The sequence below is a fragment of the Ruegeria sp. SATB027 genome (assembly GCF_059613825.1).
Window position 1 is genome coordinate 18,181 of record NZ_JBXWTH010000097.1, and the last position, 25,285, is coordinate 43,465.

The 25,285-nt window shown below is 61.6% G+C and carries 23 protein-coding genes; 2 read left to right on the forward strand and 21 right to left on the reverse strand.

Annotated elements, in window-relative coordinates; all coding sequences use genetic code 11:
* Nucleotides 1-123: 123 nt before the first annotated feature.
* The 4 genes from AC2FPW_RS22255 to AC2FPW_RS22270 form a co-directional block, all read right to left on the reverse strand.
* Nucleotides 124-390 carry a WGR domain-containing protein gene (locus AC2FPW_RS22255; protein WP_244691431.1) on the reverse strand — a complete coding sequence of 89 codons (267 nt, stop codon included), beginning with the start codon at nucleotides 388-390 and terminating at the stop codon, nucleotides 124-126.
* 84 nt (nucleotides 391-474) lie between these two features.
* Nucleotides 475-1,407: a DUF2493 domain-containing protein gene (locus AC2FPW_RS22260; RefSeq protein ID WP_496815454.1), complete on the reverse strand. Its 933-nt coding sequence runs from the start codon at nucleotides 1,405-1,407 to the stop codon at nucleotides 475-477.
* Nucleotides 1,408-1,770: 363 nt separating this feature from the next.
* Complete coding sequence (locus AC2FPW_RS22265; protein ID WP_484174381.1) at nucleotides 1,771-2,802, reverse strand: DUF7146 domain-containing protein; 1,032 nt, start codon at nucleotides 2,800-2,802, stop codon at nucleotides 1,771-1,773.
* A gap of 3 nt (nucleotides 2,803-2,805) precedes the next feature.
* A complete protein-coding gene (locus tag AC2FPW_RS22270; RefSeq protein WP_496815456.1) occupies nucleotides 2,806-7,176 on the reverse strand; it encodes a strawberry notch-like NTP hydrolase domain-containing protein in 4,371 nt (1,456 codons plus the stop codon).
* A gap of 177 nt (nucleotides 7,177-7,353) precedes the next feature.
* Between AC2FPW_RS22270 and AC2FPW_RS22275 the strand changes: the two genes are divergently transcribed.
* On the forward strand, nucleotides 7,354-7,650 hold the full coding sequence (locus AC2FPW_RS22275; RefSeq protein ID WP_496815458.1) for a hypothetical protein: 297 nt from the start codon (nucleotides 7,354-7,356) through the stop codon (nucleotides 7,648-7,650).
* Nucleotides 7,651-7,870: 220 nt separating this feature from the next.
* Here AC2FPW_RS22275 and AC2FPW_RS22280 read toward each other — a convergent pair whose 3' ends face one another.
* The 9 genes from AC2FPW_RS22280 to AC2FPW_RS22320 all read right to left on the reverse strand — a co-directional run bounded on the left by AC2FPW_RS22280 (nucleotide 7,871) and on the right by AC2FPW_RS22320 (nucleotide 13,749).
* A complete protein-coding gene (locus tag AC2FPW_RS22280; RefSeq protein ID WP_496815459.1) occupies nucleotides 7,871-8,572 on the reverse strand; it encodes an RES family NAD+ phosphorylase in 702 nt (233 codons plus the stop codon).
* Nucleotides 8,569-8,970 carry an MbcA/ParS/Xre antitoxin family protein gene (locus AC2FPW_RS22285; RefSeq protein WP_028095451.1) on the reverse strand — a complete coding sequence of 134 codons (402 nt, stop codon included), beginning with the start codon at nucleotides 8,968-8,970 and terminating at the stop codon, nucleotides 8,569-8,571. The genes AC2FPW_RS22280 and AC2FPW_RS22285 overlap by 4 nt, the downstream gene beginning before the upstream one ends.
* A gap of 65 nt (nucleotides 8,971-9,035) precedes the next feature.
* Complete coding sequence (locus AC2FPW_RS22290) at nucleotides 9,036-9,680, reverse strand: DUF8835 domain-containing pootine (protein WP_496815461.1); 645 nt, start codon at nucleotides 9,678-9,680, stop codon at nucleotides 9,036-9,038.
* Nucleotides 9,673-10,092: a hypothetical protein gene (locus AC2FPW_RS22295; protein WP_496815462.1), complete on the reverse strand. Its 420-nt coding sequence runs from the start codon at nucleotides 10,090-10,092 to the stop codon at nucleotides 9,673-9,675. The genes AC2FPW_RS22290 and AC2FPW_RS22295 overlap by 8 nt, the downstream gene beginning before the upstream one ends.
* 270 nt (nucleotides 10,093-10,362) lie before the next feature.
* Nucleotides 10,363-10,740, reverse strand: a complete 378-nt coding sequence (locus AC2FPW_RS22300; protein ID WP_496815464.1) for a DUF6915 family protein — start codon at nucleotides 10,738-10,740, stop codon at nucleotides 10,363-10,365.
* A 10-nt stretch (nucleotides 10,741-10,750) separates the two neighbouring features.
* Complete coding sequence (locus tag AC2FPW_RS22305) at nucleotides 10,751-11,242, reverse strand: DUF6878 family protein (protein WP_496815466.1); 492 nt, start codon at nucleotides 11,240-11,242, stop codon at nucleotides 10,751-10,753.
* 97 nt (nucleotides 11,243-11,339) lie between these two features.
* Complete coding sequence (locus tag AC2FPW_RS22310) at nucleotides 11,340-11,858, reverse strand: DNA repair protein RadC (protein WP_496815467.1); 519 nt, start codon at nucleotides 11,856-11,858, stop codon at nucleotides 11,340-11,342.
* A 97-nt stretch (nucleotides 11,859-11,955) separates the two neighbouring features.
* On the reverse strand, nucleotides 11,956-12,456 hold the full coding sequence (locus AC2FPW_RS22315; RefSeq protein WP_496815469.1) for a hypothetical protein: 501 nt from the start codon (nucleotides 12,454-12,456) through the stop codon (nucleotides 11,956-11,958).
* Nucleotides 12,457-12,549: 93 nt separating this feature from the next.
* Entirely contained in the window at nucleotides 12,550-13,749 is a 1,200-nt protein-coding gene (locus AC2FPW_RS22320) for a DUF932 domain-containing protein (RefSeq protein WP_496815470.1), read from the reverse strand.
* Between the two features lie 303 nt (nucleotides 13,750-14,052).
* Here AC2FPW_RS22320 and AC2FPW_RS22325 point away from each other — a divergent pair, with 303 nt between their 5' ends.
* Nucleotides 14,053-15,192: a hypothetical protein gene (locus AC2FPW_RS22325; protein WP_234988888.1), complete on the forward strand. Its 1,140-nt coding sequence runs from the start codon at nucleotides 14,053-14,055 to the stop codon at nucleotides 15,190-15,192.
* A 139-nt stretch (nucleotides 15,193-15,331) separates the two neighbouring features.
* On the opposite strand, the gene AC2FPW_RS22330 is transcribed toward AC2FPW_RS22325, so the two are convergent.
* The 8 genes from AC2FPW_RS22330 to repA form a co-directional block, all read right to left on the reverse strand.
* Nucleotides 15,332-15,736 (reverse strand): single-stranded DNA-binding protein, encoded by a 405-nt coding sequence (locus AC2FPW_RS22330; protein ID WP_167646890.1) that lies wholly within the window; start codon nucleotides 15,734-15,736, stop codon nucleotides 15,332-15,334.
* A 726-nt stretch (nucleotides 15,737-16,462) separates the two neighbouring features.
* Nucleotides 16,463-17,908: a hypothetical protein gene (locus AC2FPW_RS22335; RefSeq protein WP_496815472.1), complete on the reverse strand. Its 1,446-nt coding sequence runs from the start codon at nucleotides 17,906-17,908 to the stop codon at nucleotides 16,463-16,465.
* Nucleotides 17,909-18,147: 239 nt separating this feature from the next.
* Nucleotides 18,148-18,312 carry a hypothetical protein gene (locus AC2FPW_RS22340; RefSeq protein WP_009574204.1) on the reverse strand — a complete coding sequence of 55 codons (165 nt, stop codon included), beginning with the start codon at nucleotides 18,310-18,312 and terminating at the stop codon, nucleotides 18,148-18,150.
* 387 nt (nucleotides 18,313-18,699) lie between these two features.
* Nucleotides 18,700-19,173, reverse strand: coding sequence for a UCP036055 family protein (locus AC2FPW_RS22345; protein WP_496815473.1), 474 nt, complete (start codon nucleotides 19,171-19,173; stop codon nucleotides 18,700-18,702).
* 99 nt (nucleotides 19,174-19,272) lie between these two features.
* Entirely contained in the window at nucleotides 19,273-21,441 is a 2,169-nt protein-coding gene (locus AC2FPW_RS22350) for a ParB/RepB/Spo0J family partition protein (RefSeq protein ID WP_496815474.1), read from the reverse strand.
* A 180-nt stretch (nucleotides 21,442-21,621) separates the two neighbouring features.
* On the reverse strand, nucleotides 21,622-22,833 hold the full coding sequence (repC, locus tag AC2FPW_RS22355) for a plasmid replication protein RepC (RefSeq protein ID WP_496815476.1): 1,212 nt from the start codon (nucleotides 22,831-22,833) through the stop codon (nucleotides 21,622-21,624).
* A gap of 213 nt (nucleotides 22,834-23,046) precedes the next feature.
* Complete coding sequence (gene repB / locus AC2FPW_RS22360) at nucleotides 23,047-23,976, reverse strand: plasmid partitioning protein RepB (protein ID WP_496815477.1); 930 nt, start codon at nucleotides 23,974-23,976, stop codon at nucleotides 23,047-23,049.
* Complete coding sequence (gene repA, locus AC2FPW_RS22365) at nucleotides 23,960-25,165, reverse strand: plasmid partitioning protein RepA (protein WP_496815479.1); 1,206 nt, start codon at nucleotides 25,163-25,165, stop codon at nucleotides 23,960-23,962. The genes repB and repA overlap by 17 nt, the downstream gene beginning before the upstream one ends.
* Nucleotides 25,166-25,285: the final 120 nt, after the last annotated feature.

The following is a 25,285-nucleotide window of genomic DNA, read 5'->3' on the forward strand; positions in this document are numbered from 1 at the left end:
GATAACCTTAGGGAGTGACACCGAGATTATCAATCGAATTTCAAGGCGTTGCCGTGGAAGTCGACCATTCAGGCGTGGATACCCCAGGGACTGGTCTTGGACTATCAGAGCCCAAAAGATCAGCTAGCTAGAACGTAAGTATCCTCGGCGATGCTTCGTCGCTGCGAGCTTCAATAGGGCGGTCACAGCATGCCCCTCGTCCGGGTGCCGTTCGATTAGCATCTGCCCTCGAAACCCGATACGGCCCCATTCCCGCACGAGGCATGCGCCGCCAAACAGGTCCGGCTGAACGCTCATTCGATAGAAGCGCCGCATGTTGAGAGACGGGTCGATCCGCTTGAGATCGACCGTCGTCGGGAACACTTCCATTTGCTGCGATGTGTCGAACATGTTGTTGATGCCTCTCTCCAGACCACAATATCAAGCGCTCTTCGACGTTTCCACAATGTTCTGTCCCGGATTGAAGTCGGGGGCTCACGCCCCCTTCTCGAACTTCATGACCGGGATGCCGAGCTTCTTGGCCTTGTCGGCGAGGTTTTCCTGGATACCGGTTCCGGGGAAGACAAGGACCCCGACCGGGAGCACACCCAGCATCGCGTCGTTGCGCTTGAAGGGCGCGGCCTTGGCGTGCTTGGTCCAGTCGGGCTTGAAGGCCACCTGCGTCACGCCCCGGGCTTCGGCCCATTTGGCGGCGATGAGCTCTGCGCCCTTCGGGCTGCCACCGTGCAGGAGGACCATGTCGGGATATTTGGTCCGGACCTGGTCGAGCTTGCCCCAGATCAGGCGGTGATCGTTGAAATCGGTCCCGCCGGTGAGGGCGACCTTGGGGCCTGCGGGAAGCATTACCTCGGTCTCGGCGCGGCGCTTGGCGGCCAGGAAGTCGCGGCTGTCGATGAGCGCTGCGGTCATGTGCTGGCGGTTCACCATCGATCCGGTGCGGGGTCGCCAGGTCGATCCCGTGTGATGGACGAACTCGGTGGCGGCGTGATCGCGCATCATGTCCATGCAGTTGCGCCGTTCGACGAGTGTCAGGCCTTCAGCCGTCAGGCGCTCGAGTTCGACGGATTTCACCTCGGAGCCGTCCTGCTCGCGCTGGAGGCGGCGCTGCGCCTGCTCGTTCTCATCGAGTGACCGCTCGATCCGTGCCGTGGCGCGGTGGAAGAGGTTGACCTGGCCCCAGAGCACCTCTTCGAGGTCGGGTTCCATACGGGTGTCTTCCAGGGTCGCGACGAGGGCGTCGAAGATGTCGGCGACGGCGACGGCGAGCCGCTGCCCATCGGGCATTGGGCGCGGATCGGGCTCGTCAAAGGGGCGATAGCCATAGAGCTGAAGCTCGTCGAGCGCATGGGCGGTCTGGGATGCGCTATGGGCGGGTTCATACGCGTCGTCGTGGGTCTGGATCGTCATCGGTTTCTTGCCTCCGGGCCTGTCTCGTCCGCGCGTCATCCCGCGCGGCCTTCATGGGCAGACCCGAGCCGTCGGGGCGGTTGCCCCTTCACTCCGGCTTCACCGGGGCCGGAACAGCGTGGAGGAGGTCGGCAGGGAAGCTATTTGTCTCGCGATGCAAAGGCGGCTTTGCCGCCGGCGGAAATAGGTTCCCTGCCGACCTTGCAGGGGCAACCGCTTTGACGGCCTGCCCATCTCTTGAAGGCCGCGCGGGGTGACGGGTGGATGCGCAAGGCCCGGGATGGGGTGAGGACGACGATCCAGAGCCACGACTGGGATGCAGCCCCCTGCCCCGCACTCCCAGCCCCCCCTGCGCGATGTAGCTCAGCTGGGCAGGCGATGCCGATCCTCGGGCCCGATCTGACCTGCCAGATGCTGGCGCAGCGCGTCCTTGCCGTTCGCCCGAAGATCATCGTTGAAATCCCCGAGCCGCGGTTCCAGCACCCGCACACGCACCCCGACCTCGGAGGCTCTGGCGCTCAACCTCCCTGCCGCAAGTTGCCCAGCCGGATCGCGGTCGATGGCGATGTAGAGGCGCTGGAGCCCCTCCGGCAGCAGGACCGCCCCGAGGTGTCCCGACGAGAGCGCCGCCCAGACGGGCAGACCTGGGATTGCCTCGGACAGGGACAGCATGGTCTCGATGCCTTCGCCGACGACGAGGATGTCATCGTGCGGGGTGAGCCTGACAGCATTGCAGAGGAGGTGACCCATAGCCCGACGCTGTGGATTCACTGCCGCCTTCCCCTGTCCGTCAGGCGCCAGCCAGGTGCGATGCACGCCCTGCACGGCCCCTGCCCCATCGGTAACCGCCGCGATCATCGCCGGTCTGGGGATGCTCCGGGTCTGCCCCTCTTCCCGATGCCAGCACTTCGGGTGGAAGCGTAAGGCGCCGTTCGCCCCGAATTGGGTGATGCCTCGGGAACGGAGGTAGGTCTCAGCAAGCGTGCCTGTGATCGGGTTCGAGGCAGCAAACAAGCGCGCCGCTGCCGCGGGAGTGCCACCGGGCGCCTTGGCCTTCCTCGGCTCTTGCTTATCCGGGACGACCGGCTGCGGACGGCCAAGATGCGCTCGGGCCTCGGCGAGAAGGTCGGGGAAGCGCGTGATCCCCGTCCGGGCGCGGATGATGTCCAGGAGATCGCCATGCTCGCCTGTGGCCCCATCCGTAAACTTGCCCGCTGCCCCTGGTCCCGACGCAGGACCCGTCAACCGCACGAAGAGCGACCGGCCGGGGTTGTTCTGCAGATCGCCGACGATCCAGTAGGATCCTTCCCGCCGTCCGGCGGGAAGGTAGGCACGACAGACGCCTTCGGCATTTTCTGCCAGATCGCGCACGAGGTCTTCGGTCTTGGAATACATGGGTCAACAACCTCCGCGATCATGTAGCCTTGCGACAGGACAACGTGCAAGCAGACGATCCAGTATCGCGACGCCATCGGCGTCGGTCGGGCAAAACAGCCGAAGCTTCCAACTAATAATCTCCGAGAAGAAGCCATCGGCCTTGAGCCGGTCCTTGGCGGCCTCGGTGAACCCGGAGAGCTCGATCCGGTTCACGCCCATAACGCGGGACCGATGGAGCTCCATCCCCTCGGCCAGCCGCACCACGGTCTTGCCCTCCAGAACGAGGGCATGGACCTGCGCCGCCGACAGAGTCGGCGCGTCACTCGCAAGCGTGGTCGCGACCCAGGCGGGCGAGACACGGCGGCCGATGATGCGCTGACCGTCATCGGTCTGCAGCCGGTAGACGCGGGTTTCGTCCTGGGGGAGCTGCTTCCAGATCGGCAGCAGCAGGCCCGCCACGATGTGCAGCGTGGATTCCGAGAACTCGGGCACTTCAGCCAGTTCGGAATTCCATGCGGCGGTGAAGGCCGCGCGGTCGGCCTCGAGCCAATGGGTGTCCTCCATCAGCTTGGCCGGGACAGTGCTGGCCTCAGTCGGCCGGATCAGCCTGAGGCGTGGCTCGATGGTGCCATCATCCAGCATTAGGCTGGTGGCGGGCACCTGCACCGCGGCCCGGCCCGAGCGGCTGTTGACCAGAAGCCGCGCCTTCGGGTCATCGAGCCAGTCGAGCGCATCTGCGAGGGACGTCGGCGTGTTCCGCCGCTTCTCCGCGATGGTCAGCAGCTGGGTTTCCGCGCCAGAGCCGGGATGGGTGTAGATCACCCGCGCATCCGTGACGCGGAAGCTTTCGGCGCGCAGCGTCTCAAGCCCGAGGTCATAGACCCCGGCAACGATAGCGCCCTCGATCCGTTGATCGAGGAGTTCTTCGAAGGCTGAGAACAGCACAGCCTGCATGTCGATCGTCAGCGCGAGCAGACGATTGAGGAAGGTCGTGATCGGCGGCAGATCGTCCTTCAGCCCATTGTCATCGGTCAGGCTGAGGCCAGTGGCATCCTCGAAGGCCCCGAGCGAGCAGCCCGCCAGATCGCCGCGATAGATGCGGCGGTAAAGCTGGCGCAGGGCGTCGCGGGCGTAGGGCGACTCGAGGTTATCCTCGGGGCGGAACAACCCCTGGCCTCCGGTCTGGCGCTGGCCGCGCGTGATCGCGCCAAGCGTGTCGAGGCGGCGCGCAATGGTCGACAGAAACCGCTTCTCCGCCTTCACATCGGTGGCCACCGGTCGGAAGAGCGGCGGTTGCGCCTGATTGGTGCGGTTGGTGCGCCCGAGGCCCTGGATCGCCGCATCTGCCTTCCAGCCGGGCTCCAAGAGGTAATGGACCCGCAAGCGCTGGTTCTTCGCCCCGAGATCGGCGTGATAGCTGCGCCCGGTGCCGCCGGCATCCGAGAAGATCAGGATTCGCTTTTCGTCATCCATGAAGGCTTGGGTTTCCGCGAGGTTCGCGGCTCCAGCCCGGTTCTCCACCACGAGCCGTGCCGAATGCCCTTCGCCCTTCCGCACGATGCGCCGCGAGCGCCCTGTGACTTCGGCCACGAGATCGGTGCCGAAGCGCTGGACGATCTGGTCGAGTGCACCCGGCACGGGCGGAAGCGAAGCCAGTTTCTCGATCAGCGCGTCACGACGCCGGACGGCTTCGCGGCACTCCACCGGTTGGCCGTCGCGCATGACGGGGCGCGACGAGAGGTTGCCTTCACTGTCGGTGAAAGGCTCGTAGAGCTGCACCGGGAAGGAATGGGCGAGGTAGTCCAGAACGTATTCCCTGGGTGTGATGTCACAGCGGATATCATTCCATTCGTCGGTTGGGATCTCCGACAGGCGGCGTTCCATCAGCGCCTCACCCGTCGAGACGATCTGGATGACTGCCGCGTGACCCGCAGCCAGATCTGCATCGATGGATGCTATTAGCGTGGGGGTCTTCATCGAGGTGAGCAAATGGCCGAAGAATCGCTGCTTGGCGGTCTCGAAGGCGGACCGCGCGGCGGATTTCGCCTGACGGTTCAACGTGCCGCTCTCGCCAGAAATGTTCGCCGCATCCAACGCCGCGATCAGGTTGTTGTGAATGATGGCGAAGGCCCCGGCATAGGCATCGTAAATGCCGCGCTGCTCGGGGCTGAGCGCATGTTCGAGCATCTCGTATTCGACACCGTCATAGGACAGCGACCGCGCCGTGTAGAGACCGAGCGCCCGGAGGTCGCGGGCAAGAACCTCCATCGCCGCGACACCGCCAGCCTCAATGGCTTCCACAAATTCCGACCGGGTCTGAAAGGGGAAATCCTCCCCGCCCCAGAGCCCGAGACGCTGCGCGTAGGCGAGGTTGTGGACCGTCGTCGCGCCTGTGGCCGAGACATAGACCACGCGGGCATTCGGAAGTTTGTGTTGAAGGCGCAGGCCCGCCCTGCCCTGCTGCGAGGCCATGGTATCGCCGCGCTCGCCTTTGCCGCCGGCGGCATTGGCCATGGCATGGCTTTCGTCGAAGAGGATCACCCCGTCGAAATCTGCCCCGAGCCAGTCGACGATCTGGTCGACGCGGGATTTCTTCCCACCTCGTTCTTCCGAACGCAGCGTCGCATAGGTGGTGAAGAGAATGCCCTCGGTCAGCGGGATGTCGCGGCCTTGTGCGAAACGCGACAGCGGCGTCACCAGCAGGCGCTCCTGCCCGAGCGCCGACCAGTCGCGCTGCGCGTCCTCGAGGAGCTTGTCGCTTTTCGAGATCCAGAGCGCCTTGCGGCGGCCTTGGCACCAGTTGTCGAGCAGGATCCCAGCCGACTGGCGGCCCTTGCCCGCGCCGGTGCCATCACCGAGGAAGAAACCCCGGCGGAAGCCGATAGCATCAGCGGTGTCCTCCGGTGCTGCGGATACCACGTCTCCGGTCTCATCGACGGTCCAAGACCCTGCGAGACGCGCGCCATGCGCCTCCCCCGCGTAGATGACGGTCTCGAGCTGCGCGTCTGACAGCAGGCCGTCGCGCAGGATGGTCGCCGGAAGCTTGGGGCGATAGCTCGGTTTCGGAGGTGCGACAGAGGCCATGGCCGCCGATTGCACAAGCTTGGTCGGGTGTGCGGTCGCTGCGGGGATGTCGATCGCCTGCAAACGGAAGGTCTCGTAGATCGCATCGGACAGACGTGTCGCGTCCTCGGCGTTGTCGCGGAGTTCGTAGCTTAGGTCCTCGACCTCGATCTGCGCTCCAGGTTTCTCCGGTTGAGCCGCAGAGGTCGCGCGCGATCGGTTGACGGGCTTGCATGTTGTGGGGACAGGATTTCCCGGGAAGAGGGGAGAGTGGACCAGACCCGCATTTGCGGCCCGTTCCATCTCGAGGCGCGGCGGAACCTCTGCAGTGACCCTGGACATTAGATGCGCCACGTCGGGGGACGTGGGCTGGTGCAGGTCAGCGGTGATGCCGCCCGGCTCACCGCCGCGGCATTTATCGAAGACAGAAATCCGCGTCTCGAAGCTGGTGCCGTGTTTGGCGAAAGCTGCGCCCGACACCGCGCCGGTGAAGATGAGATGGGCCGTCTCGGTCAGACGGCCGAAGGTCTCGGCCCAGGCCGGCGCATCCGGCGCGAAACCGGCCCCTGTGATGGCCACGAGCCGTCCGCCGGGAACCAAGCGCGCAAGGGCCGAGCGCAGATGTCGGGCCGTCGCCTCGGTCGACCGACCATCGACATTGGCTTGGGCCGAGAAGGGCGGGTTCATCAGAATGACGCTCGGGCTTGAGCAGGCATCGAGATGATCGTCGATCTGCGCGGCATCGAACCGGGTGACCGGTCGGGCCGGGAACAGCAGGCGCAGAAGATCGGCGCGGGTGCCCGCCAACTCGTTCAGAGCCAGAGTGCCGCCGGCGATCTCGGCGAGGATCGCCAGAAGCCCGGTCCCGGCAGACGGCTCTAGGACAAGATCACGGGGCGTGATCTGTGCTGCCGCCACAGCCGCGAGCCCCATGGGCAGCGGCGTCGAGAATTGCTGAAAGCGCTCCATCTCTTCCGACCGCCGGGTGTGCGTGGGCAAGAGGCCTGCCACCTTGGCGAGGATCGGCAAGAGCGCCGCAGGCGAGCCGGCACGCGCAAGCAGCGCCCGACCGAACTTTCGCAGAAAGAGGATCAGCGCCACCTCCCCCGCCTCATAGGCGAGCTTCCAGTCCCAAGCACCGGTCGCATCGGAACCGCCAAAGGCATGTTCCATCTCGCGGCGCAGGCGCAGCGCGTCGATCTGAAGCCCTTGCGCCAGATCGGGCTGCAGCGCTTCGGCAACAGCAACGATCGCAGGGGCAGGACTTGCTGCTAACGGGACAATGGGCGCAGGCAAGGACGCCTGCACAACGGGGGCAAGATGGGTCATCGGGAAACTCCGGAATGAAAGACAGGATCAGGCCCGTACACCCTCTCTCGGGCAGCCTCGGACCTGATCTTTCCCGGTCCCTCTCTCCCTCTCGCACCAAGGTGTTCCCGACGCTTGGCTTGATTGTGTTCTTGTTGTGTTCTATTTTCAGAACCAAGCTAGAAAGGGGGTTCCACCATGGAAAGCACCACCCGCGCCCTGCCCGTAACACCCAAGCAGATTGCCTATGCGCGGTCGCTCGCCCTGCGCAACCGGACGCTCCTGCCCTGGGAGGTTCAGCAAGACCGGCGATCTTTGAGCGCCTGGATCGAGGCTCAGGCCCGGCTGAAGCCGGTATCGGACATGGACCGGCTGCCCACGTCCAAGCAGGTAGCCTTCGCTGAGAAACTCGCCCAGATCAAACGGCGCGCCGTTCCGGACGAATGCTTCCGCGACAAGCGGCTCATGTCGAAGTGGATCGACGGGAACAGGTGACGGGTGTCAGCTGGCGGATGACTTGTCGGCGCAAGAATCCACCAGAGTTTCCCTCCGCCTACGAAACGCTGCTCGTAGTGCGTCGGTCGGTGGGGGCGGACAGTCCAACGCCTCAAAGAACGGCTGATGGTCACATGGCTTCAAGTTCGTGACGTCCGCGCTGTTGTCGTTTGCCTGTTTCATTTCTTCGGCCCCCCCAAGGCGCATGCGCTGTAACTTGTCAGCCGACGGCCGCAATCGAGTAGTGCGGTGTCCCATCCCACACAAGATCCCAAGACGCGCCCGGACGAACGTTCTGAATTGCGTGGGGCTCGAAGCAGACCAGGCAATTCCCGCCCGGTGCAGGAGCCCGGACCGAAGGGTAAATCAGGCCCTTGGATCCGCCCCGACGCAGATGCTGTGCCAGGCTTTGGCCCTCGGGATACCCGACAGCCGGATCCGGATGCAGCGCCGGATGACCTGCCTCATCGGTCATGTCGTTGAAGACGCCGATGAAGTCGGCCAGCAATTCCACATAGCGGGCGCTGTCATGGAAGCTGCCGGTAAAGCCGAGTTCGCGTGTGCGGTGCCAGGCCACTTCGCTGACAGAAACCATCACATCCCATGCGCAGTACCACGCGCCGCGCTCCTCGGCGTTGAAGCGGTTTCCGCCGGCGCGGGTGTAAGTGAAGGCTGCGTTGACGTGACTGTCCCCATAGATGCGCAGATCGCGGCTGCGGCGTTGCCAAGCGAGTTCGCGCGGGTCCAGATGCGGGTTGCGCCCGCGTTCGGCCTGTAGACGTCCACTGGTCATGCCCTCGATCTCTGCCAAGATCTCCATCTCGTCATCGGTATCGACGAGACCGCGCAACGATGGTGGCTTGTGGTAGGTGGCGGGCAGGAGACGAACGAGACCGCGATCGGAAATCTCGGTCTGCTTCATGCCCCACCACGCAACGCATCAAGATAGGTCCGAACCGCGAGGATCTGCGGCAACCCCCCGTCGATGGCGGTGTCGACTGGTCGGCTTCCACCAAAGAGCGGCCCCTTGTTCGGTCGGGTGAACCAGCTTTTTGCCAGAGGCTCCGAGAAGTAGAGTTCGAGCGACTTGAAGATGCCAATTACAGCGCTGAGCCGCAGCAGCTGGTCCTTGGTGAGCTCTCCGGCGAAATCCGGCTTCTTGGCGCGCTTCCACGTGCTCTCTGACATGTCGGCAAGGCCAGCCGCTTCCTTGAGACTGAGACCCCAAGCATCGGCCACGCGTGCATAAGCTTTCAACGCGACAGCGTTGATCTGTGCGGGTTCCCGGATTTTCTCTGCAACGTACATGGCGTCCTCCATTGGCTTCAATATAGTCCATATGGACTTACTGTAAAGATCAAATGAACCTTGCGCTTTGATCTCTGTTACCCGAACCGCCGCCCTCTTTCAGTAAACGTATATGCGTTCGCGATGATCCCCTCCTCGATGGCCTCGTCCGACGTGAGGTGGTCGTATTCGGCCTCAAGCTGGCGGTAGAGCCAGCGGGCCAGATCACGCAGCGCCTCGGTCACGATCTCTTCCGCGTCCTCGGTCGGCAGCTGCCAGGTCGGGCTGTCCCGCGTGACGTCCACCGACATGGTGTATTCATGATAGTAGCGGCCACGGTGGCTGGCCTCGGCCGCGAGCTGGTAGAAGTTCCGCCGCTGGATGGCCTGCAGTCGGTCGGCGATGCCTTGCAGCGTAGCATCCGTGGGCGCGTAGTCCAGGATGCGCGCGGACGCGCCCTTGGCGTGGGTCCAGTAGCCCTCGAAGCAGGCCCCGTCGCCTTGGCTCCAGAACCCTGAGAACCAGATGCAGGGCTTGGCCCGAGTCCCGCCGCCCATCAAGCGGACGGGGTTGGTTTTCAGGCGGATGCCGAGGATCTCGCAGACCCGCTCAAAATCCTCATAGACCGCATCCCACCAATCGTCATGGGGGCCAAGCTCGCGATACCAGCTGCGCGCCTTCTCCTTGGCGGCATCCGAGAGTTCGGGGAACTGGTAGACGGTGGTGCAGATCACCTCAGGCATCGATGTCCTCCCCGTTCAATGCGGCGGCCAGCCATTCTTGCGTGCTGGACCAGCCGATGGATTTGCGCGCGCCGAGATCGATGGCATGCGCGCCGCCACCAAAGGCGTCGAGTCGTGGCCGAGAGCAGGTCAGAGAATACTGGAACCCCCAAGGGCCGGTGAGGTCGAGCTCTTCAGCAATACGCAGGACGAAGCGGATGACGGCTTCGACATCGCCGTTCCCGTCATCATGGATCCAGAGGCTGCTGCCCACGGGCGCGTCCTGGCGCACGAGATCAAAGCCCGCAACCTCCGGGTCGTCGGCGTCCTGATCCGCAGCGCGCAGATCGTGAAACAGCGCGAGTGCACGGGCAGCCTTGTCAGGGCTGCCGACGTCGATCAGGCACGAGAAATGGGTGAAGTAATCCGCCATGGGGACCTCCTGAATGGGGAAGACCCGGCCAGAAGGCCGAGTACTGGATTGGAAGGGTCGGCCGGGAGCGATCAGCCGGTCGGTTTGTCGTCCGCTGCCTGTCGCGCGGCATGCGCGGAGAGCATCTGCCGGTAGAAGCGTTTGCGTGCGGCCCGGAAGCCGCGCAGTGCGCGCGTGTTGGGGTGGAGCGCTCGGACCGCCGCGCGAACCACTGCCAGTGGCGAAGCGGTCGGCGGCAAGCCAAGACTTAGATAAGTGGGATCGGTCAAGTCACGTGACCTCGACCACGGGCGAGACGAGATGCGGATCGACCTGTGCCTCGATCCGTTCGGTCCGACCCATCCAAGGCTCGGGCCGAATGGCCTTCACCCAATCGGCGAAGCTCGGGATGAAGCCGAGGCCCTCCTTAACATGCTGCTCGCCGACCCAGCGGGTCGGGATGACGCGCCCGGTCGAGAGCGTGATGGTCGGGCCGAAAATCGTCTCGGCCATGAAGATGCCCTCCGCATGGTGGCGCAGCGCCCGGTGCCGAAAGTCGGCTGTGATTTCCTTGCTCTGGTCGAACCAGGAATGCACGGCGAGGTAATCCTCGACCGTACCGCCCCATTTCTTCACCGATGACAGGGCGTGGTGATACGGATGTGCCATCGCCGACCCCTCAGAAATCGTGGGTGGTGAGTTCGGACGAGGTGAAGCGCTCGTTGAACTCGAGGTGGATGCAGCGAGCGTTCGCGTCGAAGCAGAATTCGCCGTAAGCCCCGTCGTTGTTTTCCCAACCGCCATGGGTGTCGGAGAGCAAGTCGTAGGCCAGTTGCTCCACGACATCTTCGAGCGAAAGCGCCCGCATCTCGACCTCCGGATCGTCCCAGGTCAATGCGGCATAGGCGATCTGGGTCTTGGGGAAAGTGACTTCGGCGTCGCCAGCGTAGGCTGCGATGCTTTCAACCTGGCCGCTATCGCCATAGCCGTCAAAGCTCACGGTCACATGGGTGATGCCCGCGGCAGTCAGGCCATCGAAGAGGCGCTCCTTGTTGGCCGGACGCAAAGCTGCGATGCGCGCGTCACGCTCGGACTGCCGAGCCAGCACGGCGGCGAAATCAATCTTGGAGGGCGCCATCGGCGCGACCAGGGTGGGTTCGATCTTGGACATTGGAAACTCCGAAATGAGGGAAAGGATCTGAACCCCGAGGCTCTCTCTCGTCCTCCTAGGCTCACATCCTCCCCTGCCCTTCTCTGACTCTCGGGCGTCACGCCGCGATCTGCAGTGCGCGAGACGCGAAGACACGCCAGAGCGGATCGACAAGACGGGCATCGAGAACGTCGGCGTGGTGCCGCAGCCGTCGCGCGAGGCCATGTTCATGCCACTCGGCCGCTCGTATGGCATGCGCGCGGGTCTGGCTGGCCTCGGAGACGACGGCGCGGGCTTCGGCGGCATCCGAGACCGGGTGGCACCATGCGACTCCGCCATCATTGGTAGCCCCGGCCAGAACGAGGCGGCCCTCCCGATCGAGGATTGCCAGGATGCGCGGCGCGTCTTCAGGTGTGATATCTTCGGCGTGAACGATTGCTCCCTGCATGGCCTCGGCCAGCGTGGCAAACCGCTCCAGTACCTTGGGGTGTGCCTGCCCGGACATGAGAGCCGCGGGCGCATGGCAAGCCGTCGTGAGTGCGAACGGCAAGTCTTGATCTGCAAAAACGGTCAGGAGGCTCGGCGGCAAACCTGTTTTCTGCGTTTCCGGCTGAGTTTGGAGAGGAAGGTCGAACATCGGCATATCTCCGACGGTGCAGAGAGCCTCTCTCCCCGCTTCAAACCGTCAAAGATCAAACCGCCCCCCTCGGGCTCTCTGTCGCTGATCGGGTCGATCATTTCGGCGTTGGTAAATCGCTCCATCGAACCCGTAAGTAGCGCCCTTCGCGCTTTGGGAGATCTTTTCGGTCGATCATCCGACCCGAGACCTGAAAATCCTCGTTGATCTTTACAACCAAGAGCTTGTTGAAATGCCCATTGGTATCGACCACAACCACATCCTTTGTCTTGAATGGCGTAATGGTTTTGACCTCGACATGATCATTGCCAAGTCTTCCGTCAGCACCCTGGGCGTAGGTCTTGTTCAGCTTGATACCGTACGTGATAGCACCGAACAGCTCACCGATATCGCTGTAGACAGAGAGGTGAAGGCCGGTCTCGAGGTGATAGCTTTCCGCGAGGGACAGGAGATCCTCAAAATATGGGATCATAGACCGGATCGCGTTCGGGTATTTAGCGCCCCACTCCTTGTAGCGAAGCTGCTCGTCGATTTCCGACCAGGTAACCCATTCGCCGTCATCATAAAATGCACGATCTGTCCAATCGATTTCTTCCATGCGCGTACTTCCAATACCTAAACATGTCGGGCACGGTAGCAGATCGATGAAACAGGGACGAGACCGGAGGCGATATCGCCTCCGGTCGCCACCTCAACCAACGCGGTCGAGAAGCTTCTTGGCGCGCCCTTCCATATCAAGGCGGGCATCCTGCTGGGTCTTGTCGCGCGCAAGCCGCGTGATGCCCTGCACAAAATCGAAGATGCTCTCGGGCGGGCGGCCTTCCTCCATCAGAACCTTCTCGATGATCTTGCCGGATTCGGCTTTCGAGAAACCGCGCTTCCGCAGGAAATCGGCACGGTCCTCATCGCTGTGCGCCACGACCTGCTGTCGAGCTGCCCGGATCCCGTTCACGAACCCCTGCGGCGAGGAATTGGCAAACCGCGTCAGCGCCGGCGCCGCCTCATGTGCGAAGCGCGACGCGGCGTATTTCGAGTGACGGATCTTGATCTCTTGGAAGTCCTCGACACCCCAGAGGTTGCGGTTCTGGCACACCGCCCGCAGATAGAAGCTCGCCATGCCAAGGGTCTTCGCGCCCACCTCGGAATTCCAGCAATAGAAGCCCCGGAAATAGAGATCGGGGGAGCCGTCGGGTAACTTGCCTGCTTCGATCGGATTGCGATCGTCGACCAGGAACAGGAAGACATCGCGGTCCGAGGCGTAGAGCGTGGTCGTGTCGCGGCTGATTTCGACATCGGGGTTGTAGACCCCGGTCGACCAATCCAGCACACCCGGTACCTTCCAGCGCGTATCGCCCGTGCCATTGCCCGCGATGCGCTGAACCGCCTCGACAAGCTCGAAGTCATGGATGCGGCCGTAGTCGGGACCGGTCACGGCGCGCAGTTCCGTGCGGCCATCCTCGGTCTCGAAGGTCTTCACCTGCTCGGCGCGGTGGTTGGTCAAACCGTATTGCAGGTTGATCCCCGCCAGAGGCGCGGGAAGCTGCCGCAGGTAGGATGCCGGGGCACCGACGATGCTGGCAAGCTGGCCGAAGGCCCAGTGCGTGGGCGCGACCGGCTCATGCGCTTTCGGCAGGACCAAGTGCAGCCGCTCTGCACTGTCGCGCGCTGCCTCGACGCGGATGTCGGCGGTTTGCACCACCCGGCTGCGGCTGCGCTCAGAGCGACCCTTCACATTGGCCCAGAGATCGTCGAGCGACAGGTACCGCTCGTCATCCGGCCTGTTGAACCATTCGGACGACACCCGCCCATTCCGGTCACCCCGGCTCACATCCACTTTCCAGCCACCAGCCCGCGTCGGCTGTACCGCATCCAGAACTTCCACAACGCCCATCGGCATTCCTCCGCGACAGGCGCCGGGAGCCACTCTCCCAGCCCTCAACCCGTCACCGGGAAACCGGCCAACCTCAAACTCTCTCGGGCAAACGGCGCTAAGTCGGAGGCGCCGCACGCCCGCAACTCGCTGGTGTTGACCTGCGTTCAAAAATGGCAGAGGTTAAACAAGGCCTTTCTCGCAGGCCGGTGTGCCCGCCACGCGAAGCTTTGCAGCGATCTTGATTTCGAACAGCAGACCTCATGCCATCGGCGGGTCTGATTAGCAGCGGGCACCTAGTCAGATCCGGCTTGGACATGGATCATGACAGAGAACACTAAGCTTAAGACTTTGAAACTCCTGGCGAAGCGTTACGCTAGGGCGACGGGTCAACCACAGCACGTAGCGCTCGACTTTGTTGCCAGTCGAATGGGCTTTGCTCATTGGAATGCGTTGACAGGCAGCGCCAAAGGAGAGTGGGTTCCCTCCGAAGCACAAGTTGCCACGATCAAGGCCTTCGTGGAACGGATCACTTCCTACGAGGGTGCGACCTTCGACCATATCTTCGGAAGCCCCGATGCCGTCACTCGAGGAGAAGTACGGGGGCATCCATACGAACTGAAAACAATGCTTGGTGACGTCCGCATGGATGGTGAGGGTTGGCAGATCGTGCTGCCAGAAAACCCTTTGGCCGCCCCTCGTGTCGAGATCGACATCAAGCATGCCCAGACCAGCCCGATGAACGATCGCGTGCTACGTGAAGAAGCCATCGGGATTGCGAGGGAATTGATGCAGAGCGTCAAGGCGCGGCGATTTGCCGATTGGCCACGGCGCGCCACAAAGCCGGATGCGGAAGGAAATGTGCGGCACCCGTTCTTGGAGATGGAGGAATCGAACCTCTGGTACTGCCTTCACTGCAACTCAGAGATCACCGGCCCACAGATCGCTGGAAACCAATGGCACTGCCCCAGCTGCGGCGCATCACCAATCAACATTTTTCCAGAAGCCTTCTGGCTGGAACCGACCGATGAAAAACCAGTGCCAGTCCAATCCCGCGCCGAAAGGCAAGAGATTGAACCCATCGTGTCAATTATAGATCCGCGGCCAAGGCTTGACCTCAACAGTGACCAGGTGACCCATTTGATCCGGGCTGCCCTGTTCGAGGATGCGACCAATGCCAGCGAGCGCATGGGAGCGAGTCTGGCCGAAATCTGGGTTGATGCCGATCTCGATGTGGTTGTTTCCTTCGAGGATCACTACTGGCCCGAGGACAAGGAGCCGACTGCTGCGATCGAAGTGGCCGCACTGCTTGGAATCGAGATTGAGTTGGAAGTTACTTGGTCGGATCCGTTGTTCGCATGGCCCGGTTTGGGCACCGTGACCCAGAGCACGGCCGAATATACGCGGTTGATGCTCGACGCGTATCGCAGTCACGGCGCGACCAGAACCAAAGACGAAATCTAGCTCGTGCGCACGTTGAACAATTAGGCGCATTCAAGGCGCTCAGCACCGGAAGGCAAGCGTGGGTGCCTTTTCCAGTGACCCGAAGAGACTTTTAGCCCGGCGGTTTAACCCGCCGGGCCCGAGGGGGAGACCCCGTTCCTCAGAACGGGATCTCATCGTCGCGGTCGACCAGCTCGGGGTTTTCGTTCTCGGCCGACTTCGGACGGCTCAGGAAGTCGACCTTCTCGGCGATGATCTCGCAGCCGTAGCGGTCGTTCCCCATGCTGTCGATCCACTTGGTGTAGTGAATGCGGCCGTGGACGAGGACCTTCATGCCCTTTTCGCAATGCTCGGCGACCGTCTTGCCGAGACCATTGAAGCAGGTGATGCGGTGCCATTCGGTGTCCATGACCCGGTAGCCGTTCTCGTCGCGCATCACTCGGCCTTCCGAGAGGCGGGGGCGCGAGGTGGCGAGGCTGAAGTTGGTAATCTTGGTGCCGCTCTGGGCGGTGCGGACTTCGGGGGTCTGACCGATGTTGCCGGCGAGGATGACGATGTTCTGCATGATAAGCTCCTGTGTTTCCTGTCTTCGGGACCGTCCCTTCGACAAGACCCTGAAAAAGCCCGTCGGGTGACGCGTGCACGGTGGACAGCATGGACACCGGACACCCCCAGAGGACCGGGGTGGAGCGGGCAGGACGCCAAAGGCGTCCAACACGGCCCGGACTGACGCGGGGTTGCGCGCAGGAGACCGAACGGGATTAGGGGATTGTCAGTCGAAGGGATGGCCCAGAAGACAGAGAGATGCGGGGAGCCCATGCCAGACCATGTCTCCTTGCCAATCGGGACTGTTTGACCCAAAGCCCAGCACACCGCTAGCGGCCTAAGTGGCTATCACCAGCTGTCACCCCTGCCCTTGCCTGCCGGGAAATGCAGGGCCCTACCGCGATGGGTTATCGATACCGGGAAATCCAGGACACGGACCGCACCAACGGCTGCTTTCGATCTCGAGGCACCGACGCTTAGCGAGCTGAAGAAAATGCAGAATGACGTCGCCAAGGCGATTGCCACATTCGAGGATCGTCGGAAGGCGGAAACCCGCCCCAAGGTGGAAGCTTTCGCCCACGATCTGGGTTACACTCGGACCGAACTTGTCGGCACCGAGACGAAATCCTCCCGCGCGCCTGCAGCGGCGAAATACCGACGCCCCAAGAACCTGTCGCTTGCCTGGTTCAGCCGGGGTTGCAAAGAAACGAGAATGGCGAACGCACCGTCAAAACAGGGCGCACCATTAAGATTTTTTCCAGAATCGGATTGCCGGACCTTCGAAATTCGCGAGCGCTTCAGCGACATTCACGCCGCCTAGGATTTCAGTACTTGATGCCAGAGGATGGAAGCGGGGGGCCGTAGTTGTCCAATTGCCTTCCGCGTCGCAATGGTGATGCGCGGCTCCAGGTACGAGGTGTTCCTCAAGCGGAATGATGGCGCGCGGGTTATGATAGACGTTGAGTCCTTCCACCCAGCTCTCATGGTATCCTTTGACGTTCACGATCGCTTTGAAGAGCAGCGGGTCCCTCGCTTCGGGATCGGGGTCGACGACAGTGCCAGTGCGCGTCATCAATACGTTGCCCGCGTCAAACCCGGCCAGAATCCCCATTCGATTGAATTTTGAGATCGTGCCAGCGGTTGTGGAGATAACGGCGCTGACATGTTGCGAGTCCGGAATGTCAAAGAAGCCGGAGGGCACCACCTTGTCCCCCCAACGGTGCTCAATGATCTTTATGGGCTGTGCTACGGTTCTTCCTTGCTCGTCGCGTCCGGCGTCAAAGGAGTACCCGTAGAGATAACGCTCGAGTGCGGATCGGGTGTGGATCATGGAGCCGGGCGATGAGAAGTCCGCGATTGCAAACACCAGCGGTACACCAGCGATCGGCTCCTTTTCCCAGTATTTTTTCCTTAGCTTGCTGAACAATGGGCTGCCGAACTTTATCGGCATATAGTCCTGCAGATACGCTTCCATCTGTTCCTCGGTCTCAACGGGCGGTGGCGGAACTATTTCAACGCCTCGCCGGGTTGGCCCAACCGTCACCGCTTCGACGGCGATGGACCCAAACAAGCTTGTGCCGATGAAGTCGGGCACAGCATGCGTCGCATCCAGAGAAAACCCGAGTTCGATGAGCGTCGCGAAAAGATAAAGTTCCCAAATCCGCTGGTCAAAAGCGGTGGACTGGAACTGCTCCACGAAGTTTCCATCTAGATCCTCGTGCCACCGCATCATGGGTTCGATTATGCCCCGGGCAGGAAAGAAACCAATTTCGGATGCGACCTGCTGGAAATCCGGGTGCAAGACTTCTGGTGCGTGAATAGGAGTGAAGAAATCGACTGGCTCCCCTTTTTCATCGCCTTGGTGATGAAACTCTTCCGGCTCATCGAGCAAATTGGTCATCAGTTTTCTCAATGCCCCGTGCGCCAGTTCCGGGCTCTCGAGGAAATCGGTCATGGAGGTCCACCGGAAGCGCAATTTCGCGTCCCGGCCAAAGGCCATTCCGGCAAAGTCACCGTCTGTTCGGTCCCTGATGAGCAGGCCGAGAATGCTTCCATCCTCTGACTCGTAGTAAGCCAGTTCCTCACCAGTCAGCGCTGCTCTCGGGTGCCGGGCGTAGCCAGCGATTGCATTGAAACGGAGTTCGGAAATTTCCTTCAAATCAAGTCCTTTAACACTGCTGTCGATGTTCACGTACGGTGTCAGATTGGACGAGTGTTGCAAAGGTCGGCTTTGGTAGGGCCTGCTGATAGTCTTTGATGGCTTCGCCGCAACTGCGCATGTTCGCTCCCCGCCGAACCCGTGCGCACCACGATCTGCTCAGGGCCGCAGATCGGCTTTCCTTAGGCCGGCAACGCCGTTGTCTTTGTCGCTGATAGGCCCAGGGGCACACCTGTGCCACGCCTGGGCCCTCGGGAAGTGAGGCCAAAGCCTCACCCGAAGGGATCGTATTCCGAGACGATCACGACCTCGTCTCCGTCGATTTCATCTGCGGGGACGGCGCCATAGGTTCCATCACCTGCCTGGAAGACGACGATCGAGACCATGAGCGTGGCGGCGAGAGAGGCGGCGAAGGCGTGAGCATCTTTGCGGGACATCTGATTGGCTCCTGTCTTGGAGGCGGAGGACCATCCCCCGCGCGACAGGTCCCCGCAGGCCCGAAGACTGGCTGACATCACCGGGTGCGTTCGGCTCGTCCGAATCCACCCGGCGGCACGGGTTCGCCCGTAGTCCGACCCCTTGCGGGTTGATCTCGAAGACAGGATTCGGGGCAAGGAAGGGAATGGCGAGCGGGGGATGGTGCGACCGCTGACTGGAGCCGGGTGTCCCACTGATGCTATCGCGGCCAGCCTCCCGGGCAGGCTCTTGGGTAAGATCTCTCTCCTTGATGGATTGGTTCCTATGGTGCTCCGCGATTTCGCGGGACAGGGTCGTGATGGGTGAGAGGCCCGCGCTTTGGCGGGCCCCTTGGGTTCTACGTAGGCTCAGGCGGCAAGCTCCGCGCCCCCTGCCCTAGCAGCGCCTTCTTCGCCGACAATCTCCAGCCGCGCATTGCGATAGCCTTCTCTGGCGATCCAGAGCTCGGCAGCCGCGACAGACTCGACCAGGTGGAGCAGCTCCGTGCAGCCGCCAAAATCCAGCAGGACGCGCACCTGTCCGGGCCTCGGTTCCTCTGCTACCTCGAAGGTCAACGCACTGTCAGCCGAATGCGTTCGCATGATGGTGACGAGAATGACCCCGTCCGAGGAGAAGTTCCCCTCGTGCAGCGTAAACGACGCCGGCGCCGTCCAGGTTGGATAGGGCCGCGGCGGCTCCTTCTTGACGAGACGGCCGAGGCCGTTCGAGCGTTCCCAGGCCGCGAGCTTCTTCGTGAACCGCGCAGGAGGTTTCGGACTGTTGTCGGTGTAGCGAATGAGCGCCCCTAGCGGCGCGGTGTCGAGAATGGTCGTTGCAGACATGATTCCTCATTCTGAATGCACAAAATTGCATTCATCACATTGATATTGTTGATTTTTATTTGATTGAGGGCGGGTTTCCCCGCCCTCGGATGGCGCGGATCATTCCGCAGCCATCATCGACGCATCATCACCCGGCAGGTCAGCGGTGAGGAAGGCGGGAAGGTCGACATCCTCGGTCTGGCCGGCGTCGGAAACGGGCTCAGGCGCCCCCTGCCCTTCCGCGTCGTCGAGTGCTGCCGGATCGTGACGGCGAAAAACCTCCGGCAACCAGCCGCTGCCTTTCAGCAGACGCTCGGCTTCGGTCGCCATCTCGCCCTTCTTCAGGTGATCGAGGAGTTGCGCCGTCCCCTCCCCTTTCGCCTCGCGCACGGCCTCGAGTATCCGTGCCTTGGGCACGCGGTTCAGGTAGGTATCGGCCGTCGGCTCCCAACCCGCCTCGACCATGTCGAGTTCGACCGCCTGTGCGACCAAGTCGGACTGGGTCATCCGCTTGGTCAAGCCGCTGGCGGAGATACCGGCACCATAGGGGTTCACCTTCTCATGGAGCGCGTTGATCCCGAAACTGAGGCAATGCGCGAGCAGCGAAAGCCGGCTCCCTTGATCGAGGGAAGCCAGGTAATCCCAGAGAGCGGCACCGTCGCCGAGCGGCAGGTCGGCCTCCCACTCCGCATGACGATCGTCAACCAGCTTGGCTACCACGCTGTCCTTCAGATCGCTCGCCTGCGCCGACATATAGACGTGACGCACCGAGGCCTCGAGGCAGCTGCCGGCCGAACTGGACGTCCGGAAGGTGTCATTGACGAGCTTCAGGAGCAGCAGTGTCAACGCGACGTCAGGTGAGCGCCCGACAGCTTCCCGCAGTGCCAATGTCCGGTGCGCCGTCAACTCCATGATCAGCCGCTCAGGCAAGGGCTTCAACGCACCATCGTCCTCGTCGTCGGGCATGTTCGCGCCAAGCGCTTGACCGGCAGAGGTGATCACCGTGCCATGGCCGATACCATCCACTTTGCTTCCCGTTGAAAGTTCAACGCCCTGCCCGTCTGCCGCCTGTTCACCGCTGTGGACGTCGGCATCTTGCCGAGGTTCATCCTCGGGCCGGACAAAGCCCCGATAAACGGCAAGCTCGCCATAGCGGTCAAGCGTCACGAAAGCCCCTGCCCGTGCGATCTCCTCATCGTCGAAGATCAGCGGCCGGGCCTCGAGCTTCTCCATCGCGACTTCCAACTCGCCAAGTCGCACGTCGATCTCTTCGGGGAATTCATCCTGGCCCTCGTATTCCTCTTCGAGCGCTCGGTATTCGGCAAGCAGCTTGGCATGGGCGGCGCCTTCGTCATCCGTCATCGGCGCCGGGTCGCCGTTGAGCCGCCGCAAGCGGTGGCTGTAGCCATAGGGCAGGTCGAGCGAGACCTCGATCCATTTCCACCCTTCGGCCGCGATGGCTTCGGCTTCAGCCTGAAGCTTCTCGCCGACCAGACGATCGAGCAGCGCAGGGTCTTCCAGCCAGCCGCCGTCATCGCCCTGGAAGAGGTCATGCAACATGGTGCCGCCAGCAGCCTCATAGGCATCGACGCCGACAAAGACGGCACGACGATCGGAGGCCCGCACCGAGGTTTCGGTCAGCATGCGTCTGATCTGATAAGGCTCCTTGTTCCAGGACGACTTGATCGCATCACAGACCTGAACCTGGCGCTCATGATCCGGATTGACCGTGAAGGCCATCAGCTGCTCCAGCGTCATTTCATCCTCGGCATAGAGCTCAAGCAGGGCAGGGGCCACGGCGGCGAGTTTCAGGCGCTGCTTGACCACCTGCGGGGTGACGAAGAAGGCGGCTGCGATCTCTTCATCGCCCTGACCATTCTCCCGCAGCGCCACGAAGGCGCGGAACTGATCGAGCGGATGCAAGGCAGCGCGCTGCATGTTCTCAGCGAGCGAGTCGTCTTCGGCAAGGATCGTGGACTTGGCATCCCGAACAATGCAGGGAATGGGCGTCGTCTTGGCCAAGCGTTTCTGCTTCACCAGGAGTGACAGCGCCTGGAAGCGGCGACCGCCAGCGGGGATTTCGAACTTGCCGGTCTCGGAACCATCCTCGGCCAGAACGGGCCTGACGCTCAGGCTCTGCAGCAACCCGCGGCGGGCGATGTCTTCGGCCAGTTCCTCAACCGAGATGCCAGCCTTGATGCGCCGGACGTTGGACTGGCTCAGCACGAGCTTGTCGAAGGGAATGTCCCGGGACGGGGACAGGGTGATGTTCTGGGCAGATTTCGCCATCAGATCTTCTCCACGACGGGCGCCGGAAGCCACTCTTCCGATCTCACTTCCCGTCACCCCTCCAACCAACAAACCTTTCCCTCTCCTGTTTTGACACTCCCGAGACAGGACCTTAACAGCTGTTAAGTCGTCAGTCCCGAGGTGGCGGAACAGTACGCAGTCTCTCAACCTTAACAGCTGTTAAGCTGCAGATCGTCGTCCGATCAATGCCATGACCATCGGCCCACAGGAAAACTCACCGGCCACAGCTTTGGCAGTCAGAGCTCGCAAGTATCCACCAGGCGATCTGATGTCCTCAAAGCGTTCCAGCATGGCAGAAACGACGATCGACGCTTGCTCCGGACCCATGAACCGCTGCGCTTCTTCCCATGCAGATGCACTGATCCCCATGGCTGGTCGCACATGGCATGCCGCATCGAAAAGCTGGTGCCAATGCCGGATTTCGCCTTGGTAGAAGGTCTTGAGCGAGGGACATGCCGCGATCACTAGGTGCAGCGGGATCTTTGGTAGGTGTCTTGTGTCCTGTTCATCGACGTCAGCCACGGGCTCATCCCTGTCCACATCTGGCACGCCGGCCGCCGCCCCGCTTCTTTCTAAAGCAGGTTCAAGATCTATAGATTCTTTATTTGAATTATGATGGTGACGCTCAGATCGAGCATCATTGGTGTTCATTTCTTCTGTTTCAGAGCCATCAATGATGTTGCGTGCCTGATCGAGGAGAGCTTCAAGATCGGCTCGATAGGCCGCGAGGTCCTCAATTGAAAGCTTGCGGCGAAGCGCGCGCGCTGTGAGGATAGCCTTGTCACGAAGCTGGTCCCAGATGCCTAGGCCTGGCTGCATCTCGTCTCCGAACTCCGCGAGGGCCGCGAGATCACGCCGCATGAGGCTTACAACCTCTCTCAGACGCCTGACGCGCTCCTCAGCCTCACGTACGGCCTCTGCGGCCCGTGCTATCTCCTCGGACTGGCAGTAGAGCGGGGAAAGATCGAAGCCAAAGGCGACGCGCTCTTCGCCGTGCTTGCGGACATAGCGCTTTCCATTGGGGCTATCACGCCGCTGGAGCAAACCAGCCTCGACAAGACGCGCGAGGTGACGACGCATAGTGGAGCAGGGCATACCATTCAGGCGCTCACAGATCGCCTTGTTCGAGGGGAAGACTACCATCTCGGCGTTCCCGCCAAGTGCATCGTCTGGAAAGAAGCTGAGGAGCCCCTGCAAAACAGTTAGATCACGTTCTGACACGCCAAAGGCCGCTTGCGCCTTGGAGAGCTCGCGCAGGAGTTCCCACTTGTTGACGGGTCTGCCCGGAACAGATGCCTCGGGTCGCTCGATCACGCGCAGATGGGCGTGCGAGATCGGCCGCATAAACGGCGAAATCGGTGTGTACTCCATGAAAACGTTCACGAAGGCAAAATTTCTGCGGCCCGCGAATCGCTTTGCGCTTGCGGGGTAGGGGCCAGAACGCTACATTCAGAGGTGCGAAAACTGAGATTTTGTAGCGGGCTGATCCCGGTGCGAAACCTTACAAAGGTCTCGTGAAGCTAGCTTCTCGGGGCCTTTTTCTTTTTGCCTGTATCGTGCCTCCTTCTTGTTGGTTGCTCTTCCTCAGTCTCCTGAACGCTTCCAGCGCTCATGAAGCTCGGTAATCAGCTTTGGGGCATTGCCCTCCAACCAGCTGATAAAATCAGGTTCATCCGTAGTCAGATCGAGTTTAAGCTGCATGCCTTGGCGGCCGGTCTTAACCGTCGCAGCTCCGACACCGGGGATAGCCAAAGCAGGCACGCCCTTTCTAGACGGGTTTGCTTTCTTCTCTGGGCTCTTCGCAGCTGCCAGAACTGCGAGAAACGCACGCTCAGAAACCTCATCGACCGAGCCGGAACTTTCGGACTTGGCTGCATGAGCTACCGCTTGCAGTTGGTCTCGATCACCGTCGTAGGTACCCAAGGCCTTTTTGAGCTCTTCCCATCTCGGGCGACCAATCCCGGGAGCCGCACCAATTGCCTGGATGAGTTCCTCGCCGACCGTCCGAACGACACTCAAGAGTTGTGAAACCCCGGCTTCGTGGAGGTTAAGGACTTCGGCGACACCTCGATTGGTGCGCTCAGCCCCTTCCAAATGGTCACCGTCCAGAAGCGCCGTCGCAACAAGCGCCCGTTCAATAAAGCTCAGATCACGACGCTCTTGGTTCTCGAGAAGCTGATCTCGAAGCGCTTGATCACCATCAACTTCCGTGACGATGGCTCGAACTTTGATACCGAGTTCGCGACATGCTTCCAGGCGTCTGCGGCCATAGATCAGGTTGTAGCGATCGCCTTCCAGTGGGCGGACCAAGACAGGCACACGCTGACCGTTCTTGGAGATTGAATTCTTCAGGCCCTCAACTTCAATCTGAAGCCTGTCATCCAATCGCCCTTCGGTCACAATCTGCGCCGGATCGATCTCGAATACACCGCCACGCAGTCGGCGCCCTTCAAGAGCGTCAGGAGCGTTGCGAAGGGTCTGCAGCGGCAGGCCAAGTTTAGGCTTTCTTGCCATTCGCCCCCCCATTTCGGCCCCATGTGTTCTGGATGATTTCAGCGATCTCATCGTTGACTGCGTTCATGGATTCGATCGCACGATCAAACGTCTGACGCGTGAAGTCCCTTTTGTCAGCTTCGTAGAGCGTTTGCTTGGTCAAGCCGGCATCAGAAATTGCGGTCGATTCAACCATGTGGTTGGTCAGGACCGACCTCCCAAACAGCCCGCGAATGAAAGCGATGACTTCGGTTTGTGGCGCGTCGCCGACTTTGTATCGCGTTGGCAAAAAGCGCAGCCAATCGAAGCGCAGATTTGCGCCTGCATCCCTGATCACTCCCAGAAGATCCGCAGTCATTCGCAGGAATTGGGACATCGACATGAGGTCAAGCATCTGCGGGTGAACCGTCACGAGGACACCCGAGGACGCGGAAAGTGCTGACATCGTCAAGAAACCAAGCTGCGGCGGGCAGTCGATCACAACAACGTCGTAGTTCGCTTCAACACTATCGAGAGCATCACGAACTCTCGCAAAGAACGCCTTCGCTCCGCCTCGCTGGATAGCAGCAGGCGTCTCGTGCTCGAACTCCATGAGTTCAAGGTTGCCCGGGATAAGATCAAGGCCGCGGATGTAGGTCTTGCGGATCACTTCGCCGATCGGAACCGGATCGTCATAGCGAACGGCATCATAGAGGGTTCCGCCCTCCATAAGGTCAAGTTCCGGCTGGATTCCGTGAAGAGCCGAAAGAGATGCTTGGGGGTCGAGATCGATCGCAAGAACCCTGTACCCCTTCAGCGCCAAACGCTGAGCGAGGTGAGCAGACGTCGTCGTTTTGCCGGACCCGCCCTTGAAGTTCACCACTGAAATAACTTGAAGCTCGTCACCGTCGCGACGCCCGGGCACGTAAGTTCCAGACTTCTTTGCGTTTCCTTCAAGCGTCTGACGGATTTCCCAGATGTCGTCGAGCGTATAGCGGCGATGACTTCCAGCCGTCGTCTCGACGTCAACGATCTTTCCTTCTCGATGAAGCTTCCGAAGATAGGTATGGTCGACGCCAAGGAGCTCAGCAGCTTCGCCGCTGGTCAAAGTGCGCATCACCTTCTTTGCATCCGGAGGGAAGTGTGCGGCGCGCTGAGCATGCAGGTTCGACGCGAGAAGTTCCGCGTAGTGCCCGATGGCGATGTCTAGATCCTGCTCTACTTCGCTCATGTCTGCCCCGATCCGTGGGCGCGTTTTTTATGTGACCGCGCGTTATTTTTCGAGACTATTGCCCGACCAACCAGATTCGTGCAAGCACTTTCTAGATTTAGTGGCAATCGGTTAGGCCAA